This is a genomic window from Curtobacterium sp. MCBA15_016, from assembly GCF_001865105.1.
Taxonomy (GTDB): domain Bacteria; phylum Actinomycetota; class Actinomycetes; order Actinomycetales; family Microbacteriaceae; genus Curtobacterium.
The window spans coordinates 1-17277 of record NZ_MJGR01000026.1; the positions used below are offsets into that span (position 1 = coordinate 1).

Sequence of the window (17277 nt, forward strand, 5' to 3'; positions counted from 1 at the left end):
GGTTCCGCCAGAGAGGCTTTCGTTCTTGGTTTGACCACCGGTGTGTCGTCGGACCCTGAGGCCCAGTGGCTCATCCCGTAGGAGAGAACCGGTGGAGTAGTCATCCTAGGCGTCGAAGCGATCCAGCGCAAGGCCAGATCTGAACTTCAGTGGAGGATGGTCCCGCTTGAGGGCCGGCGTGCTCTGGGCTTTCGCTCCAGCCGCTCCGCCGCACCTTTGGGGTGACGAGTAAGAACTATACGCAGCGTTCAGCGGGTGCGCCAAGACGGGCCACATCCCGGGCGTGTCGCGTTGTGCAACACGTGCGGCCCGGACGCAGCGATGCCCGGCTCCCACCAGGGGAACCGGGCATCGACGAGCGGCGGCGATCAGGAGAGCGTCACGCCGGCCAGGGTCTTCTTGCCGCGACGGAGCACGAGCACTCCCCCGGGCAGGGCGAGGTCGGACAGCGGCGCGGTCGGGTCCTCGGCGCGGGTGTTGTTCACGTACACACCACCCTGGTCGATGGCGCGACGGGCTTCGCCGAGGGACTTCACCAACTCGGTGTCGACGAGCGCTCGGGCCACGTCCGCATCACCGGGCAGCGCCACCGACCCCGGGAGCTCCGCGATCGCCGACCGCAGGGTGGTGGCGTCGAGCGCGCCCAGGTCGCCGTTGCCGAACAACGCCGCGGAGGCATCGATCGCCGCCTGCGTCGCCTCGACCCCGTGCACGACCGCCGTCACCTCGAACGCGAGGGTCCGTTGCGCCTCGCGCCGGAACGGCTCGTCGGCCACGGCCTGCTCGAGCCGCTCGATCTCGGCGCGGGACAGGAACGTGAACTGGCGGAGCCGGGCGATCACGTCGGCGTCCGTCGTGTTGAGCCAGAACTGGTAGAACGCGTACGGCGAGGTCATGTCCGGGTCGAGCCAGATCGCGTTGCCCTCGCTCTTGCCGAACTTCGTGCCGTCGGAGTTCGTGATGAGGGGCGTCCCCAGCGCGTGCACCGTCGCCCCCTCGGCACGACGGATGAGTTCCGTCCCCGAGGTCAGGTTGCCCCACTGGTCCGAGCCGCCCGTCTGCAGGGTGCACCCGTACTGGCGGAAGAGCTCGCGGTAGTCGAGGCCCTGCAGGATCTGGTAGCTGAACTCGGTGTAGCTGATGCCCGAGTCGGAGTTCAGGCGCGCGGCGACGGCGTCCTTCTTGAGCATCGAGTTCACGCGGAAGTACTTGCCGATGTCGCGCAGGAAGTCGATCGCGGACAGCGGTGCCGTCCAGTCGAGGTTGTTCACCAGCCGCACGCCGTTCTCGCCGTCGGGGCTGAGGAACCGCGACACCTGGCCCTGCAACCGCGTGACCCACTCCTGCACGGTCTCGCGGGTGTTGAGCGTCCGTTCGGCTGTCGGCCGCGGATCGCCGATCAACCCGGTGGAACCACCGACCAGTGCGAGCGGCTTGTGCCCGGCGAGCTGGATCCGGCGCATGGTGAGCAGCTGCAGCAGGTTCCCGCAGTGCAGGGACGGCGCCGTCGGGTCGAAACCGCAGTAGTACGTGATCGGCTCGCCGTCGAGGGCCTCCTTGAGTGCCGTCTCGTCGGTGGAGACGTGCACCAGATCACGCCAGCGCAGTTCGTCCCAGACCGAGGCGAAGGTCGGGTCGTTCTGCTGGCGCGTCAGGACATCGTGAGCGGATTCACTGGACACCCAGCCATCGTAGCGGCGCGCGCGGTCCAGGAGGCGCGGGTCGGCTCCGTCAATCGAGGGCACCCTTGTGCCGCCGGTACGCCGACACCGTCGGGTCACCGGTGAGCCAGAAGCGCCAGGGGAAGCTCGCGCCGCCGGCGATGCCGCCGACGCCGGTGCGCGGCCCTCGGGAGATCCGTGGGACCGGATCGGTCGCCGCCGGACCGGGCACGGTCTCGGACAGGAGTTCCTCGACGACGCGGGTCGGTCCGACGGCGGCGAGCCGCGCCTCCAGGCCGGGAGCCAACGTCAGCACGTACGGGCCGGAGCCGTCGAGGAGTCTGCTGCCGTCGTCCTCGCCGAGCACCGCACCGAGCGCGCCGCCGAGGTTGCCGGGACCGCGCGCGAGCGCGACGTCCGTGACGGAGCCGCCGCGTCGGGAACGGGCCGCCTCGAGACCCTCCACGACCTGCGCGCCCCGCAGCAGCGATCCCGACGACGTGCCCTCCGGCGCACTGACGACGTTGACGCACGTGTGGATGCCGTAGGAGCGGTAGGCGTAGAGCGTCCCGGGCGGTCCGAACAGGTGACGGTTGCGCGGCGTCGGACCGCGGTGGCCGTGCGAGCCGGGGTCGGTGGGGCCGAAGTAGGCCTCGACCTCGGTGATGCGCAGGGTCACGCCCTTGCCCGCGATCGTCGCACCGAGCAACGCTGGCGCCGAGACCGGCGCCGGTTCGGACAGCAGCGCGAGCGTGGGGTCGGTCATCGGGTGAAGGGCACGCCCTCCGCCAGGTCGTGGACGCGACGGGTGAGCGAGGCGAGCTGTTCGGCGACGCGGTCCGGCGCGGTGCCGCCGATGCCGGCGCGCGACGCGACGGAGCCCTCGATGGTGAGGACGCCGCGGACCTCGGGCGTGAGGTGTTCGGACACCGTCCGGTACTCGTCGTCGGTGGGGTCGTCGAGTTCGATCCCGCGCTCCTCGCAGTACCGGACCAGCGCGCCGGAGACCTCGTGCGCGTCACGGAACGGCACCCCCTGACGGACGAGCCACTCGGCGACGTCCGTCGCGAGCGAGAAGCCCTGCGGCGCGAGCTCGGCCATGCGGTCGGTGTCGAACGAGAGGGTCGCGACCATGCCGGTGAAGGCGGGGAGCAGGACCTCGAGGGTGGCGACCGAGTCGAAGACGGGCTCCTTGTCCTCCTGCAGGTCGCGGTTGTAGGCGAGCGGCAGGCCCTTGAGCGTTGCGAGCAGGCCGGTCAGGTTGCCGATGAGCCGGCCGGACTTGCCCCGGGCGAGCTCGGCGATGTCCGGGTTCTTCTTCTGGGGCATGATGCTCGACCCCGTGGAGAACGCGTCGTGCAGCCGGACGAAGCCGAACTCCTTCGTGTTCCAGAGGATGATCTCCTCCGCCAGGCGGGAGACGTCGATGCCGATCTGCGCGAGGACGAACGCGAACTCGGCGACCACGTCACGAGCCGCCGTGGCGTCTATCGAGTTGTCCGCGGGGCGGGCGAACCCGAGCTCGTGGGCGATCGCCGAGGGGTCGAGGCCGAGCGAGCTCCCCGCGAGGGCGCCGGCGCCGTACGGGCTCACACTCGCGCGGTCCGCCCAGTCGCGGAGCCGCTCGAGGTCACGGACCAGGGGCCACGCGTGCGCGAGCAGGTGGTGTGCGAGGAGGACCGGCTGCGCGTGCTGCAGGTGCGTGCGACCCGGCATGATCGCGCCGGGGTGCTCGTTGGCCTGCTGGGAGATCGCGTCGACGAGGTCGATGACGAGGTGCCCGATCCGGCGACCGTGGTCGAGCATGTGCATCCGACCGAGCGTCGCGATCTGGTCGTTGCGGCTGCGGCCGGCGCGCAGCTTCCCGCCGAGCTCGGGGCCGAGGTCGGCGATGAGGAGTCGTTCGAGGGCGCCGTGCACGTCCTCGTCGCTGTCGGCGGGCTGCAGCGTGCCGTCGGCGTGCGCGGACTCGAGGCGGTCGAGGCCGGCGAGCATCCGCTCGAGCTCGTCGGCCGTCAGGTACCCGGCGGTGTTGAGGGCGCGGGCGTGGGCGCGGGAGCCGGCGATGTCGTAGGGGGCGAGCTGCCAGTCGAAGTGGGTCGATCGGGAGAGGGCGGCGAGTTCGGCGCTCGGGCCGTCCGCGAAGCGGCCACCCCAGAGGGCGCCGGTGTTGGTGGCGTCGGTCTTGGCGGCGGGCTGGTTCGCGTCGGTCATGGTTCTCTCGTCGTCCGGTCGTGGGTTTGGGGGCGGGGTGCCTGGGCGCTCAGTTGGCCAGGTCGCGGCGGGCGGAGATCTTGCTCGGCAACGACCAGATGTCGATGAACCCCTTCGCGTGCGACTGGTCGAAGGCGTCGCCCGTGTCGTAGGTCGCCAGGTCGAAGTCGTAGAGGCTCTGGCTGGAGCGGCGTCCGGTCACGACGGCTCGGCCCGCGTGGAGCCGGAGTCGGACGTCGCCGGAGACGTGCTGCTGGGTGTGGGCGATGAAGGCGTCGAGGCTCCGCTTCAGGCCGCTGAACCACAGCCCGTCGTAGACCAGGTCGGCCCAGTCCGACTCGACCTGCCGCTTGTACCGGTTGACGTCGCGTTCGAGGGTCAGGTTCTCGAGTTCCTCGTGCGCGGCGATCAGGGCGACGGCGGCCGGCGCCTCGTACACCTCGCGCGACTTGATGCCGACGAGCCGGTCCTCGACCACGTCGATCCGACCGACACCGTGCTTGCCGGCGAGTGCGTTGAGCTCCTGCACGACGCGCAGCACGCTGAACCGCTGTCCGTCGATGGCGACCGGGACGCCCTGCTCGAAGGTGATCGTCACCTCGTCCGGAGCGCGCGGGACGGTCGGGTCCTGCGTGTAGGCGTAGAGCTCCTCCGCCGGGGCGTTCCACGGGTCCTCGAGGTGACCGGTCTCGACCGCTCGACCCCACACGTTCTGGTCGATCGACCAGGGCGAGCGTTCCGACTGTTCGATCGGCAGGCCGTGCTGCTGGGCGTAGGCGATCGCTCGGTCGCGGGTGAGCGCGAGGTCCCGCACCGGTGCGACGCTCGTCAGGTCCGGGGCGAGGGCCGCGACCGCTGCCTCGAGGCGGACCTGGTCGTTGCCCTTGCCCGTGCACCCGTGCGCCACGCTGTCGGCGCCGAGCTGCTTCGCCGTGAGCGCCAGGTGCTTCGCGATGAGGGGACGGCTCAGCGCGGAGACGAGCGGGTAGCGCTTCTGGTACAGGGCGTTGGCCTGCAGCGCGGGGACGAGGTAGTCGTCGGCGAACTCGTCCTTCGCGTCGATGACGATCGACTCGACGGCGCCGCAGTCGAGCGCGCGCTGCCGGATCGCCGCCATGTCCTCGCCGCCCTGGCCGACGTCGACCGCGAGTGCGACGACGTCCTTGCCGGTGGCGTCACGCAGCCAGCCGATGCCGACGGACGTGTCGAGTCCGCCGGAGTACGCGAGGACGACGCGGTCTGCCACGGTGGTCTCCCTGGGTCAGGCGGTCGCGGGGGCGCCGGTCGTCGCGGGGGCGCCGGTCGCGGGGGCGCCGGTCGCGTTCGCTGCGAGGAGCCAGGCGAGCAGCGCCTTCTGGGCGTGGAGACGGTTCTCCGCCTCGTCCCAGATGATGCTCCGCGGACCGTCAATGACCTCGGCCGTGACCTCGAACCCACGGTCGGCGGGCAGGCAGTGCATGAACACGGCGTCGCCGGCGGCGTGCGCCATCATCGCGTCGTCCACGCGGTACCCGTTGAAGGTGTCGAGCCGCGCCTGCTTCTCGTCCTCCTTGCCCATCGACACCCACGTGTCGGTCACGACGACGTCCGCTCCGGCGACGGCCGCGACCGGGTCGGTCACGACGAGCACGGAACCGCCGGTCACGGCAGCGCGACGTTCGGCGTCCGTGACGACCTCGGCCGCCGGGGAGAACTCGGCCGGTGCCGCGACGCGGACGTGCATGCCCGCGGTGGCCCCGGCGAGCAGGTAGGACTGCGCCATGTTGCTCGCGCCGTCGCCGATGAAGGCCACGGTCTGCCCCGCCAGGGTCCCGCGGTGCTCGCGGATGGTGAGCAGGTCAGCGAGCAGCTGGCACGGGTGGAAGTCGTCCGACAGGGCGTTGACGACGGGGACACTGGTGTTCGCCGCCATCTCCTCGAGCCCGGCCTGGCCGTAGGTGCGCCACACGATCGCCGACACCATGCGCTCGAGGACGCGTGCGGTGTCGGACGGCGTCTCCTTGCCGCCCAGCTGGCTGTTCGCCGTCGAGATGATGAGCGGGCTGCCGCCGAGGTCGGAGATGCCGACGTGGAAGGACACCCGCGTGCGGGTGGACGACTTGTCGAAGATCACGGCGACGCTCTGCGGTCCGGCGAGGGGCTTGGCACCCCACCGGTCGGCCTTCATCTGCTCGGCGAGGTCGAGGATCGCGGACTGCTCCGCCTGGCTGAGGTCGTCGTCGCGAAGGAAGTGACGGGTCATGCGGAGGTCTCCTGGGTGGTGGTGCCCTGCTCGGCGGCGACTGCGGCCAGGCTCTCGCTGAGGATCGACACGAACTCGTCGATCTCGGCGTCGGACACGACGAGCGGCGGCGCGATGCGCAGGCTCGACTCGTTCGGGGCGTTGATGATCAGGCCGCGCTCGAGCGCGGCGGCGTTGACGGCGGCGGCGACCGGGCCGGTCAGACCGACCCCGATGAGGAGGCCGGTGCCACGGACCTCTTCGACGAGGGGCGAGCCGATGCTCGCGATGCCCGCACGGATCCGCTCCCCCTTCGTCACCGCACCGGACACGAGGTCAGCCCGCTCGATCTCGGCGAGGACGGCGTTCGCCACCCGGGTGCCGAGCGGGTTGCCACCGAACGTCGAGCCGTGCTGGCCGGCCGAGAACAGTTCGGACGCCCAGCCGAAGGTGACGAGGGCACCGATCGGGAACCCGCCCGCGATGCCCTTCGCGATCGTGATGGCGTCCGGCTCGAAACCGTGGCCCTGGTAGGTGAACCAGTTGCCGGTCCGGCCGACGCCCGTCTGGATCTCGTCGAGGATCAGCAGCGCGCCGTGTTCCGCGGTCAGGCGGCGAGCGGCGAGCAGGAACCCCTCGGGCAGGTCGACCACGCCGGCCTCGCCCTTGATCGGCTCGACGATGAGCGCGGCCACGGTGTCGTCGATCGACTCCTCGAGCGCGGCGACCGTGGAGTCGATGTGCTCGACCCCGGGGACCATCGGCAGGAAGTCCTCTTGCAGTGCGGGCTTGCCCGTGAGCGCGAGCGCGCCCATCGTGCGGCCGTGGAAGCCCTGCTTCAGCGCGAGGATGCGGGTCTTCTGCCCGTCGGCGCCCTTGTTCAGGCGTGCGAGCTTGAACGCGGCCTCGTTGGCCTCGGCACCGGAGTTGCCGAAGTACACGCGGCCGGCCTCACCTGCGCCCGTGATGCGCTTGAGCCGCTCGGCGAGCTCGAGCTGCGGCGGGGTCGCGAAGTAGTTCGAGACGTGCACGAGCTTGGCGGCCTGGTCGCTGATCGCCTCGACCAGCGCGGGGTGCGCGTGGCCGAGCGAGTTGACGGCGATGCCGGCGAGGAAGTCGAGGTACTCGTTGCCGTCGACGTCCCAGACGCGGCAGCCCTCGCCGCGCTCGAGCATGATCTTCGGCGGGGTCAGGGATCGCATGAGCGACGCCCCGAACCGGTCGTTCCAGGTCTCGGTCTGCGTCTCGGTGCTCACTGCGGCTGTCCCTTCTCGGTCGTGCTGGCCACGTGTTGGCCGGTGGTGCTGCTCGTCGACGGTGCTGCGACGCGTCGGCCGATCTCGGCGTGGGTCATCTGGTTCTCGGTGCGTCGGCTCGGGTCCGGGATCACCTCGGTGCCCGCGCCGCGCAGGGTGAACACCTCGAGCAGGATCGAGTGCGGGATCCGCCCGTCGATGATCGTCGCGCCGCCGACCCCGCCGACCACGGCGTCGAGGCACGCGGTCATCTTCGGGATCATGCCCGACTCGAGCGACGGCAACAGGGCGCGGAGTTCCTCGACCGCGATGAGGTCGACGATCGAGTCGCGGTCCGGCCAGTTGCGGTACAGACCGGGGACGTCGGTGAGCATCATGAGCTTCGACGCCTTGAGGGCGATCGCGAGTGCGCCCGCCGCGGCGTCGGCGTTCACGTTGAGCGCCTGGTCCGGGTGGGCGTCGTCGATGGCGATGCTCGACACCACGGGGATGCGGCCGGCCTCGATCGCGGCGAGCACACCGGAGGGGTCGACGTGCGTGATGTCGCCGACGTGCCCGAGGTCGAAGTGCTCGCCGTCGACGACGACGCCCTTCTTCTCGCCGGTGAACAGCGAGCCGCCGTCACCGAACACGCCGACCGCGAGGCCCTCGCCGTGCTCGTTCATCAGGTCGACGATCTCGCGGTTGACCTCGCCGGCGAGCACGTCGCGGACGACCGTGATCGCCTCGGTCGTGGTGACGCGGTAGCCGCCGCGGAACTCGGACGCGATGCCCTGTTCCTTCAGCGCCGCCGAGATCTGCGGGCCGCCGCCGTGCACGACCACCGGGTGGAGGCCGGCGTACCGGAGGTAGACCATGTCCTCAGCGAACGCACGCTTGAGGTCCTCGTTCACCATGGCGTTGCCGCCGAACTTGACGACGACGATCTTGCCCGAGAACCGCTTCAGCCACGGCAGGGACTCGATGAGGGTCGCGGCCTTGACGGTCGCGAGCTCGTGCTCTTCTTCCTTCGAGAGGATGCTGTCGTCGGCCATCAGCTGGAGTACGCGCTGTTCTCGTGGACGTAGTCGTGCGTGAGGTCGTTCGTCAGGATCGTCGCCGAGAACGGTCCGACGCCGAGGTCGATGAGGACGTCGGTGTCGCGCGGCGTCAGGTCGACGCGGTCGCTCGGCTCGTCCGGTGCGCCGGCGTGGCAGACACGGACCCCGTTCATCGAGACGTCGACGGCGTACGGGTCGAACTCGGCGTCGGTGGTGCCGATCGCCGCGAGCACCCGGCCCCAGTTCGGGTCGTTGCCGAACACCGCGGCCTTGAACAGGTTGTTCCGGGCGACGCTCCGGCCGACCGTGACGGCGTCGTCCTCGGTCGCGGCGTTCACGACGTGGATCGCGATGTCGTGGCTCGCGCCCTCGGCGTCCTGCTGCAGCTGCCGTGCGAGGTCGGCGCAGACCGCGGTCAGGGCTTCTTGGAAGTCGCCGACCTCGGGCGTGACGCCGCTCGCGCCGGAGGACAGCAGCACCACGGTGTCGTTCGTCGACATGCAGCCGTCCGAGTCGACCCGGTCGAAGGTGACGCGGGTGGCGGCCCGGAGCGCCTGGTCGAGCTCGTCCGAGCCGACGACGGCGTCCGTGGTGATCACGACGAGCATCGTCGCGAGCCCGGGTGCGAGCATGCCCGCGCCCTTGGCCATGCCGCCGACGGTCCAGCCGTCCTCGGTGACGACCGACTGCTTCGGCTTCGTGTCGGTGGTCATGATGGCGGTCGCGGCGTCCGGACCGCCGTCGGCCGACAGTGCCGCACTTGCGAGGTCGACGCCCCTGAGGACGTTGTCGCGGAACGTCTGGTCGCCGACCCCGATGAGGCCGGTCGAGCAGACGACGACGTCGCCGGCGCCGATGCCGAGCGCCTCGCCCACGGCTTCGGCGGTCATGTGGGTGGTCTGGAAGCCGAACGGACCGGTGAAGCAGTTCGCGCCGCCGGAGTTCAGGACGACCGCTCGGGCGGTGCCGTCACCGACCGCCTGGCGCGACCAGATCACGGGGTGCGCCTGGGCACGGTTGCTGGTGAAGACCGCGGCCACTGCGGCGTCCGGCCCGTCGTTGACGACGAGGGCCACGTCGGGCTTGCCGCTCGACTTGAGACCGGCCGTCACGCCGGCCGCGCGGAAGCCCGCTGCCGCGGTGACGCCCTGGAGGCCCGGGTCGGTATGGGTGGACTGGCTTGCGTCGGTCACGGTGCGACTCCGTCCACGCTGAGGCCGAGGGTCTCCGGGAAGCCCAGGGCGATGTTCGTCGACTGGACCGCGGCACCGGCGGTGCCCTTGGCCAGGTTGTCCAGTGCGCTCACCGCGACGACGCGACCGGCGGCCTCGTCGACCGCCAGCCCGATCAGTGCGGTGTTCGCGCCGATGGTGTCGGCGACCCGGGGGAACTCGCCCTCGGGCAGGAGGTGCACGAAGGGTTCGTCGGCGTACGCCTGCTCCCAGGCGAGCCGGACGTCACGGGCGCTCACACCGGGCGCGAGCTTCGCGGTCGTCGTCGCCAGGATGCCGCGGGACATGGGGACGAGGACCGGCGTGAACGAGATCGTCACGTCGGACGCGCCGGCGACCACGAGGTTCTGCTGGATCTCCGGGATGTGGCGGTGCTTCCCGCCGACCGCGTACGCGCTCGCGGAGCCCATGATCTCGGACGCCAGGTAGGTGTTCGCGAGCTTCTTGCCGGCACCGCTCGGGCCGACGCTCAGCACGGCCACGAGGTCGTCCGACTCGATCAGCCCGGCCTGGATGCCCGGCTGGATGCCGAGCGTGACCGCGGTCACGTTGCACCCGGGGACGGCGATCCGCTTCGTCCCCACGAGCGCCGCCCGCTGCCGGCTCTGCGTCTGGATGTCGTCCACGTCACGCCACTCGTCCGCCGACCCGGGCGTCGGCGCCGCGTGCAGCAGCTCCGGCAGCCCGTAGGTCCACGCGCCGTGGTAGTCGCCGCCGTAGAACGCTTCCCACGCCGCCGGGTCCGTCAGCCGGTGGTCCGCGCCGCAGTCCACGACGAGGGCGTCGTCGCCGAGCTCCGCGGTGATGGCCCCGGACTGGCCGTGCGGCAGCGCGAGGAACACGACGTCGTGTCCGCGCAGGTTGTCCGCCGTCGTCGGCTCGAGGGTCAGGTGCGACAGCGAGCGGAGGTGCGGCTGCGTCGCGATGAGCGGCTGTCCGGCGTTCGAGAACGCCGTCACCGTCCTGACGTCGAACTCGGGATGGGCGGAGAGCACGCGCAGGAGCTCACCGCCCGCGTAGCCGGAGGCTCCCGCCACGGCGACGGATACGGACATGGGATTCCACCTTTGGTCGGACTGGTCGTCGAGAGAGTCGGAGGCGGCGGCCCCGGGCGGTGCTGGTCCCGATGGGATCAGTCGCGCAGGGTCGCCCCGAATCGCTCGCCGGCACGTCGGACGGCGCCGTCACGGGCCTCAGTGGCCTCGGCAGCGGTCAGCGTGCGGTCCGTGGCGCGGAAGCGCAGCGCGAACGTCAGGGACTTCTGTCCCTCGTCCACGCCGGAGCCCCGGTAGTCATCCACGAGGCGAGCATACTCCAACAGCTCTCCGGCACCAGTGCGCACCGCATCCAGTACGTCACCCGCCGGTACGTCGGCATCCACCACGAGGGACAGGTCCTGCGTCGCCGCCGGGTAGGACACGATCGGTGCCACCGACACCAGCTCGGGCGCCGCCCGGACCATGGCGTCGAGGTCGAGTTCGACGACCGCGACGACGCGCGGCAGGACCGCTGCCTCGGTCAGCTCGGGCAGGAGTTCCCCCGCGACGCCGACGACGGTTCCGTCCACGAGGAGCGATGCCGCACGGCCCGGGTGCAGGGACGGGTGCGTCGTCTGCGCCACCGTGAGCTCGACCCCGACCGCCCACGCGACGGCGCGCGCGACGTCGAGGGCGTCCGCGATGCCGTACGGCTCGGGCTGTACGCCGGGCTGCTTCACGACCCGGTTGCCGGTGAGCAGCGCGGACACGTGGAACGGCTGCGGCGGCAGGGACGCGTCGAGCGCGGCGAGGGTGTCGCGGTCCGGGAGCACGGCGCCGGCCGGGACCGTGTCGGTGCCGAGCGTCTCGCCCGCGATCGGCAGGAACACCCGCGAGGTCTCGTAGAGCGCGACGTCGACGAGGCCGCGCGACACGTTGCGGCGGGCGGCGTCGACGAGTGCCGGCACCCCGCTGCGTCGGAGGAGGCTCTGCTCGCTGTCGAGGGCGTTCGCGAGGACCACGCTCGGCCCGCCCGCACCGTCGATGCCCGGGTAGGCGTCCTGCGTGGTCTGCGACACGAAGGGTGCGGTGACGACCTCGACCAGGCCGTCGGCGGCGAGTGCAGCGGCGACGCGACGACGCGCCTGCTGGTGACCGGTCAGCCCACGGCCGGGCGGCGCGACGGGGAGGACGCTCGGGATGCGGTCGTAGCCGACGATGCGCGCGACCTCTTCGACGAGGGTGGTGTCGTCGGTGAGGTCGGGGCGCCAGGTCGGCGGCACGACGGCGAGGGTGTCCCCGTCGACGTCGACCGACGCACCGATCGCGCGCAGGGTGTCGATGACCTCGGCGTCGGTGTAGTCGACGCCGACGAGCTCGGCCGGACGGGCGATGCGCATCGTGACCGTCGGACGGGGCTCGGTGTCGACGAGCGTCGAGCCGAGGGGGTCCGCGGTGCCGCCCGCGAGCTCGACGAGGAGCTCGACCGCACGGTTCGCAGCGGCCTCGGCCACGAGCGGGTCGACACCGCGCTCGAAGCGTCGGGACGCCTCGCTCGGGAGCTTGTGCCGACGCGCGGTCCGGGCGATGGAGGTCTGGTCGAAGCCGGCCGCCTCGATCAGGACGTCGGTGGTGGCGTCGGAGATCTCGGTCCGGGCGCCGCCCATCACGCCGGCGAGGCCGACGGGACCGGAGTCGTCGGTGATGACGAGGTCTTCCGGGTCGAGCGTCCGTTCGACGTGGTCGAGGGTCGTCAGGGTCTCGCCGGCAGCAGCACGACGGACACCGAGCCCGCCCTGCAGCGCCCGGAGGTCGTACCCGTGCAGCGGCTGACCGAGCTCGAACATGACGTAGTTCGTGATGTCGACGGGCAGCGAGATCGACCGGACACCGGCGAGGGCGAGACGCGAGACCATCCACGCCGGGGTCTTCGCGGTCGGGTCGATGCCACGGACGACACGGGTGACGAACGTGTGCGCGCCGACCCGGCCACGCACCGGGGCCTGGTCGTCGATCACGACCGGGAAGCCCTCGGCGCTGCGGGGGGTGACCCGCTCGACCGGGTCGTGGAAGGTCGCGCCGGTGGCGTGGGCGTACTCGCGAGCGACGCCGCGCATGCTCAGCACGTACCCGCGGTCCGGGGTCACGTTGATCTCCACCGCGGCGTCGTCGAGACCGAGGAGCGCGATGGCGTCCGCGCCGACCTCGGGCTCCATGCCGAGGTCCGCGAAGCGGAGGATGCCGTCGTGCTCGTCGCCGAGACCGAGCTCGCGTGCCGAGGCGATCATGCCGTCGGACACGTGCCCGTAGGTCTTGCGTGCGGCGATCGGGAACGGCCCGGGCAGGACGGCGCCGGGGAGCGTGACGACGACGAGGTCGCCGACGTCGAAGTTGTGCGCGCCGCACACGATGCCGCGGGGCTCGGGCTCGCCGACGTCCACCTGGCACCAGTTGATCGTCTTGCCGTTCTTCTGCGGCTCGGGCTCGCGCTCGAGCACGCGGCCGACGACGATCGGGCCCGTGAGGTCGTAGGTGTGGACGTCCTCTTCCTCGAAGCCCACCGACACGAGCGCCGCGTGGACGTGCTCGAGGGTGACGTCGTCGGGGAGGTCGACGGACTCGCCGAGCCAACGGAGTGGGACGCGCATCAGACCACCGTTCCGAACTGCTGCGAGAAGCGGATGTCGCCCTCGAGGAAGTCACGCATGTCGTTCAGGCCGTTGCGGAACTGCAGCGTCCGCTCGATGCCCATGCCGAACGCGAAGCCCTGGTACTCGGCCGGGTCGATGCCGGCGGCGCGCAGGACGTTCGGGTTGACCATGCCGCAGCCGCCCCACTCGACCCACCGGGCGCCGCCCTTGGCGTTCGGCTGCCAGACGTCCATCTCGGCGCTGGGTTCGGTGAACGGGAAGTAGTTCGGGCGGAGACGGATCTGCGCCTCGGCACCGAACATCTGGCGCGCGAAGTGCTCGAGCGTGCCGCGCAGGTGCGCCATCGTCAGGCCCTTGTCGATCGCGATGCCCTCGACCTGGGTGAAGACCGGCAGGTGCGTGGCGTCGAGCTCGTCGGCGCGGTACACCCGGCCCGGCGCGATGACGTAGAGCGGCAGGTCGCGCGAGAGCAGCGACCGCACCTGCACCGGGGAGGTGTGCGTGCGCATGACGAGGTGGCGCTCGACCGGCTCGACGAAGATCGTGTCGGCCATCGCCCGGGCCGGGTGGTCCGGGTCGAAGTTCAGCGCGTCGAAGTTGAACCACTCGTGCTCGAGCTCGGGGCCCTCCGCGACTTCCCACCCCATGCCGACGAAGATGTCGGCCACGGTCTCGTTGAGGAGCGACAGCGGGTGCCGCGAGCCGGGCGCGCGGCGGACCGGGAGCGCGGTGACGTCGACGCGCTCGGCGTCGAGGCGTGCACGTTCCTCGGCTTCGGCGAGCACGGACTCCTGCTCGGCGATCGCCGCGTTCACCTGCCCACGGGCCTGTCCGACGAGCTTGCCCGCGGCCGCCTTCTGCTCCTTCGGCACGCTGCGCATCGACGCGTTCATCCGCGCCAGCGCGGACTGTTCGCCGGTGTGCTCGGCCCTGGCCTGCTTCAGCTCGGCGACGGTCGTCGTGGCACGGACCGCCGCGAGGGCCCGGTCCACGGCGTCGGCGACGGCCGATTCGCTGATCTCGAGAGGTTCTGACACGAGACCCAAGCCTACCGGCCCGTGGGATACCGCCGTCCGGTACCGGACGGTCTGGGGAGGAGTCCCCTGGTCAGTCGCCTGTGGAGGGACGAGCCGTGCGCTGCGCGAACGCCGACTCGTACAGGCAGACGGACGCCGCGGTCGCGAGGTTCATCGACTCCGCCTTGCCGTAGATCGGTACCTTCACGGCGCGGTCGACGAGGGCGAGGTCCTCGGTGGTCAGACCACGTGCCTCGTTGCCGAACACCCACGCGGTCGGACCGTCGAGCATGCCGTCGGCGCGGACCTCGGGCAGGTCGTCGCCCGAGACGTCGGCGGCCAGGATCGTGTACCCGAGGCCCCGGGCACGGGACACCGCGTCGGCGAGCGTCACGCCGACCGACACCGGCACGTGGAAGAGCGAGCCCGTGGTCGACCGCACGACCTTCGGGTTGTACGGGTCGACGCTGCGCCCGGTGAGGACCACCGCGTCGGCGCCGGCGGCGTCGGCCGCACGGATGATGGTGCCGGCGTTGCCCGGATCACGCACCTCTTCGAGGATCGCGACGATCCCCGGCAGGCCGCCACGCGCCTCCTGGGCGGCACCGGCGTCGGGGAAGACGTCCTTCACCGACGTCGGGAACTGCTGGCACACCGCGACGACGCCCTGCGGCGTCACGGTGTCCGCCATCGCGTCGAGGACCTGTTCGGTCACGAACCACGTGTCGACCGGCGCGTCGTCGAGGCCGTAGCGCGCGGCCGCCGTCGGGGTCACGTAGAGCTCGCGGAGGAGCTCCGGGCGGTACTCGATCGCCTCACGCACCGCCTGCGGCCCTTCGAGCAGGAACAGGCCCGTGTCGGCGCGCACGTCCTTCTTCGACAGCGCTGCGACGGCACGGACGCGGCCGGCCTTGGGGTTCTCGAGGAGATCGCTCACGGGACAAGTCTAGGAACGACGAAACCCCCGCCGGACCGGCGGGGGTTTCGCGAGCAGAAGAACTGACTACGCAGCCTTCGGGGCCGAGGTGTCGGCCGGGAGCGCCTTCTTGGCGGTCTCGACGAGCGCCGCGAACGTCTCGGGGTTGTTCACCGCGAGGTCCGCGAGGATGCGACGGTCGACCTCGACGCCGGCAAGGCCGAGGCCCTGGATGAGGCGGTTGTAGGTCAGGCCGTTCGCACGCGACGCGGCGTTGATGCGCTGGATCCAGAGGCGACGGAACTCGCCCTTCTTCGCGTGACGGTCGCGGTACGCGTAGACGAGGGAGTGGGTGACCTGCTCCTTGGCCTTGCGGTACAGACGCGAACGCTGACCGCGGTAGCCCTCGGCGCGCTCGAGGATGACGCGGCGCTTCTTGGCGGCGTTGACCGCTCTCTTTACTCGTGCCATTGATCTATTCCTTTACGTTCTGCGGGGCTCAGTGGCCGAGGAGCTTCTTGACGTTCTTCGCGTCAGCCTTGGCGAGGACCTGGTCCTCGTTGAGGCGGGCCTTGCGCTTGGCGCTCTTGACCTCGAGGTTGTGACGCATACCGGCCTGCTGCTTCATGATCTTGCCGCTGCCGGTGACCTTGAAGCGCTTCTTCGACCCGGAGTGGGTCTTCTGCTTGGGCATGGTGGTGCCTTTCCGTGGGATGGATGGGGAGCCGCGTCGTTGCGGGATCGGTCGGTGGGACCTATTCGGCGGGAGCTTCGGCCTGCGCTGGCTCGGGAGCCACGTCGGTGGTCTCGTCCTTGCTCTTCGCAGCGTGCTCCGACGCGCGACGCTCGGCCTTCTGAGCAGCGCGCTTGGCGTTCTGCTCGCCCTTGACGTCGGACTTGTTCTTGAGCGGGGCGATGATCATCGTCATGTTGCGGCCGTCCTGGGTCGGACGCGACTCGACGACACCGAACTCGGCGATCTCCTCGGCGAACTTCTGGAGGAGACGGACACCCTGCTCCGGACGCGACTGCTCGCGGCCACGGAAGAGGATCATCGCCTTCACCTTGTCGCCACCGAGGAGGAAGCCCTCGGCGCGCTTGCGCTTCGTCTCGTAGTCGTGCACGTCGATCTTCAGGCGGAAACGGACTTCCTTGAGGTCCGTGTTCACCTGGTTGCGACGCGCTTCCTTGGCCTTCTGAGCGGCCTCGTACTTGAACTTGCCGTAGTCCATGATCTTCGCCACGGGCGGCTTCGAGTTCGGCGCGACCTCGACCAGATCCAGCTCGGCTTCCTGCGCGAGGCGCAGTGCGACGGCGATGGGGACAACGCCGACCTGCTCGCCCTGGGGGCCGACGAGTCGGACCTCGGGGACGCGGATTCGGTCGTTGGTACGGGGATCGGGAATGCGGAGCTCCTTCAATCAGGTGGTGGCCGTCCGGGGCGTTTGCCCTGGACGACGGCACGAGAGAGGAGATCTGACGCACGGATCGTGACCCGTTCGGCAGCCGCCCGACGCCGACCCCTGCGGGACGGCCGACCGACGCGGACGCCGGTGGAGCGGTGTGGACCCGGTAGCCTGTGGTGCGCGGCCGCGGGTGGGAGAGACTCCTCTTTCGTGACGCTGCGGGAGTGATCGGCCTCGTTCGCACGAGTCCGGGCACACTGACAGCATCTGCCGCGGACGAGTCTAGCAGAGGAGCACCGTGACCGACACCCCATCCCCCGAGCCCGACGAGGCCGCCCGCGACATCTCGGAGGTGCCGGCCGTCGAACTCATCAACACCGTGGCGGTGCACCTCCTCAGCGCGGCCGCCGTCAAGGTGGGTCTCGCGGACGACCCCGAGCAGCAGACGGACCTCGACGAGGCGCGCAAGCTCATCACGGCGCTCGCGGGGCTCGTCACCGCCGCGGCGACGGAGATCGGGGACCACCACGCCCGCCCGCTGCGCGACGGGCTCCGTTCGGTGCAGCTCGCGTTCCGCGAGGCGTCGAGCATCCAGGACGCGCCGGGTGCCGGCCCGGGTGAGAAGTACACCGGACCCGTCAACTGACGGGCGTCACCCGATGACGGGCGGGAGGCGCGGTGCCGGCT

Annotated in this window: 16 protein-coding genes; 1 reads left to right on the forward strand and 15 read right to left on the reverse strand. The window is 70.9% G+C overall.

Translation table 11 applies throughout. The features are described 5' to 3' along the window. Positions 1-368 precede the first annotated feature (368 nt). The 15 genes from tyrS to infC form a co-directional block, all read right to left on the reverse strand. Positions 369-1682, reverse strand: coding sequence for a tyrosine--tRNA ligase (tyrS, locus tag BIV03_RS11460; RefSeq protein ID WP_071295802.1), 1314 nt, complete (start codon positions 1680-1682; stop codon positions 369-371). A gap of 49 nt (positions 1683-1731) precedes the next feature. Continuing rightward, positions 1732-2427: a DNA-3-methyladenine glycosylase gene (locus BIV03_RS11465; RefSeq protein ID WP_071295803.1), complete on the reverse strand. Its 696-nt coding sequence runs from the start codon at positions 2425-2427 to the stop codon at positions 1732-1734. Then, positions 2424-3875, reverse strand: a complete 1452-nt coding sequence (gene argH, locus BIV03_RS11470) for an argininosuccinate lyase (RefSeq protein WP_070417888.1) — start codon at positions 3873-3875, stop codon at positions 2424-2426. Before argH ends, BIV03_RS11465 begins: the two co-directional genes overlap by 4 nt. Positions 3876-3924: 49 nt before the next feature. After that, on the reverse strand, positions 3925-5121 hold the full coding sequence (locus BIV03_RS11475) for an argininosuccinate synthase (protein ID WP_071295804.1): 1197 nt from the start codon (positions 5119-5121) through the stop codon (positions 3925-3927). Positions 5122-5136: 15 nt separating this feature from the next. After that, the gene (gene argF / locus BIV03_RS11480; RefSeq protein WP_071295805.1) at positions 5137-6117 is read right to left on the reverse strand and encodes an ornithine carbamoyltransferase; all 981 of its coding nucleotides are present in this window, start codon (positions 6115-6117) and stop codon (positions 5137-5139) included. Then, the gene (locus BIV03_RS11485; protein ID WP_071295806.1) at positions 6114-7352 is read right to left on the reverse strand and encodes an acetylornithine transaminase; all 1239 of its coding nucleotides are present in this window, start codon (positions 7350-7352) and stop codon (positions 6114-6116) included. Before BIV03_RS11485 ends, argF begins: the two co-directional genes overlap by 4 nt. After that, a complete protein-coding gene (gene argB, locus BIV03_RS11490) occupies positions 7349-8386 on the reverse strand; it encodes an acetylglutamate kinase (RefSeq protein ID WP_070417885.1) in 1038 nt (345 codons plus the stop codon). The genes BIV03_RS11485 and argB overlap by 4 nt, the downstream gene beginning before the upstream one ends. Continuing rightward, complete coding sequence (gene argJ, locus BIV03_RS11495) at positions 8386-9585, reverse strand: bifunctional glutamate N-acetyltransferase/amino-acid acetyltransferase ArgJ (protein WP_071295807.1); 1200 nt, start codon at positions 9583-9585, stop codon at positions 8386-8388. Before argJ ends, argB begins: the two co-directional genes overlap by 1 nt. Next, positions 9582-10679, reverse strand: coding sequence for an N-acetyl-gamma-glutamyl-phosphate reductase (locus BIV03_RS11500; protein ID WP_071295808.1), 1098 nt, complete (start codon positions 10677-10679; stop codon positions 9582-9584). The genes argJ and BIV03_RS11500 overlap by 4 nt, the downstream gene beginning before the upstream one ends. Positions 10680-10756: 77 nt before the next feature. Beyond that, positions 10757-13249: a phenylalanine--tRNA ligase subunit beta gene (gene pheT / locus BIV03_RS11505; protein ID WP_071295809.1), complete on the reverse strand. Its 2493-nt coding sequence runs from the start codon at positions 13247-13249 to the stop codon at positions 10757-10759. After that, entirely contained in the window at positions 13249-14289 is a 1041-nt protein-coding gene (gene pheS, locus BIV03_RS11510) for a phenylalanine--tRNA ligase subunit alpha (protein ID WP_070419380.1), read from the reverse strand. The genes pheT and pheS overlap by 1 nt, the downstream gene beginning before the upstream one ends. A 70-nt stretch (positions 14290-14359) precedes the next feature. Then, positions 14360-15205, reverse strand: a complete 846-nt coding sequence (locus BIV03_RS11515) for an RNA methyltransferase (RefSeq protein ID WP_070417881.1) — start codon at positions 15203-15205, stop codon at positions 14360-14362. 66 nt (positions 15206-15271) lie between these two features. Continuing rightward, a complete protein-coding gene (gene rplT, locus BIV03_RS11520) occupies positions 15272-15655 on the reverse strand; it encodes a 50S ribosomal protein L20 (RefSeq protein ID WP_022908516.1) in 384 nt (127 codons plus the stop codon). A 28-nt stretch (positions 15656-15683) separates the two neighbouring features. Further along, on the reverse strand, positions 15684-15878 hold the full coding sequence (rpmI, locus tag BIV03_RS11525) for a 50S ribosomal protein L35 (protein ID WP_022903519.1): 195 nt from the start codon (positions 15876-15878) through the stop codon (positions 15684-15686). A 61-nt stretch (positions 15879-15939) separates the two neighbouring features. Then, a complete protein-coding gene (gene infC, locus BIV03_RS11530) occupies positions 15940-16605 on the reverse strand; it encodes a translation initiation factor IF-3 (RefSeq protein WP_083403382.1) in 666 nt (221 codons plus the stop codon). Between the two features lie 283 nt (positions 16606-16888). On the opposite strand from infC, the gene BIV03_RS11535 reads away from it, so the two are divergent. Then, entirely contained in the window at positions 16889-17236 is a 348-nt protein-coding gene (locus tag BIV03_RS11535) for a DUF1844 domain-containing protein (protein ID WP_071295810.1), read from the forward strand. The last annotated feature ends 41 nt before the right edge of the window (positions 17237-17277 follow it).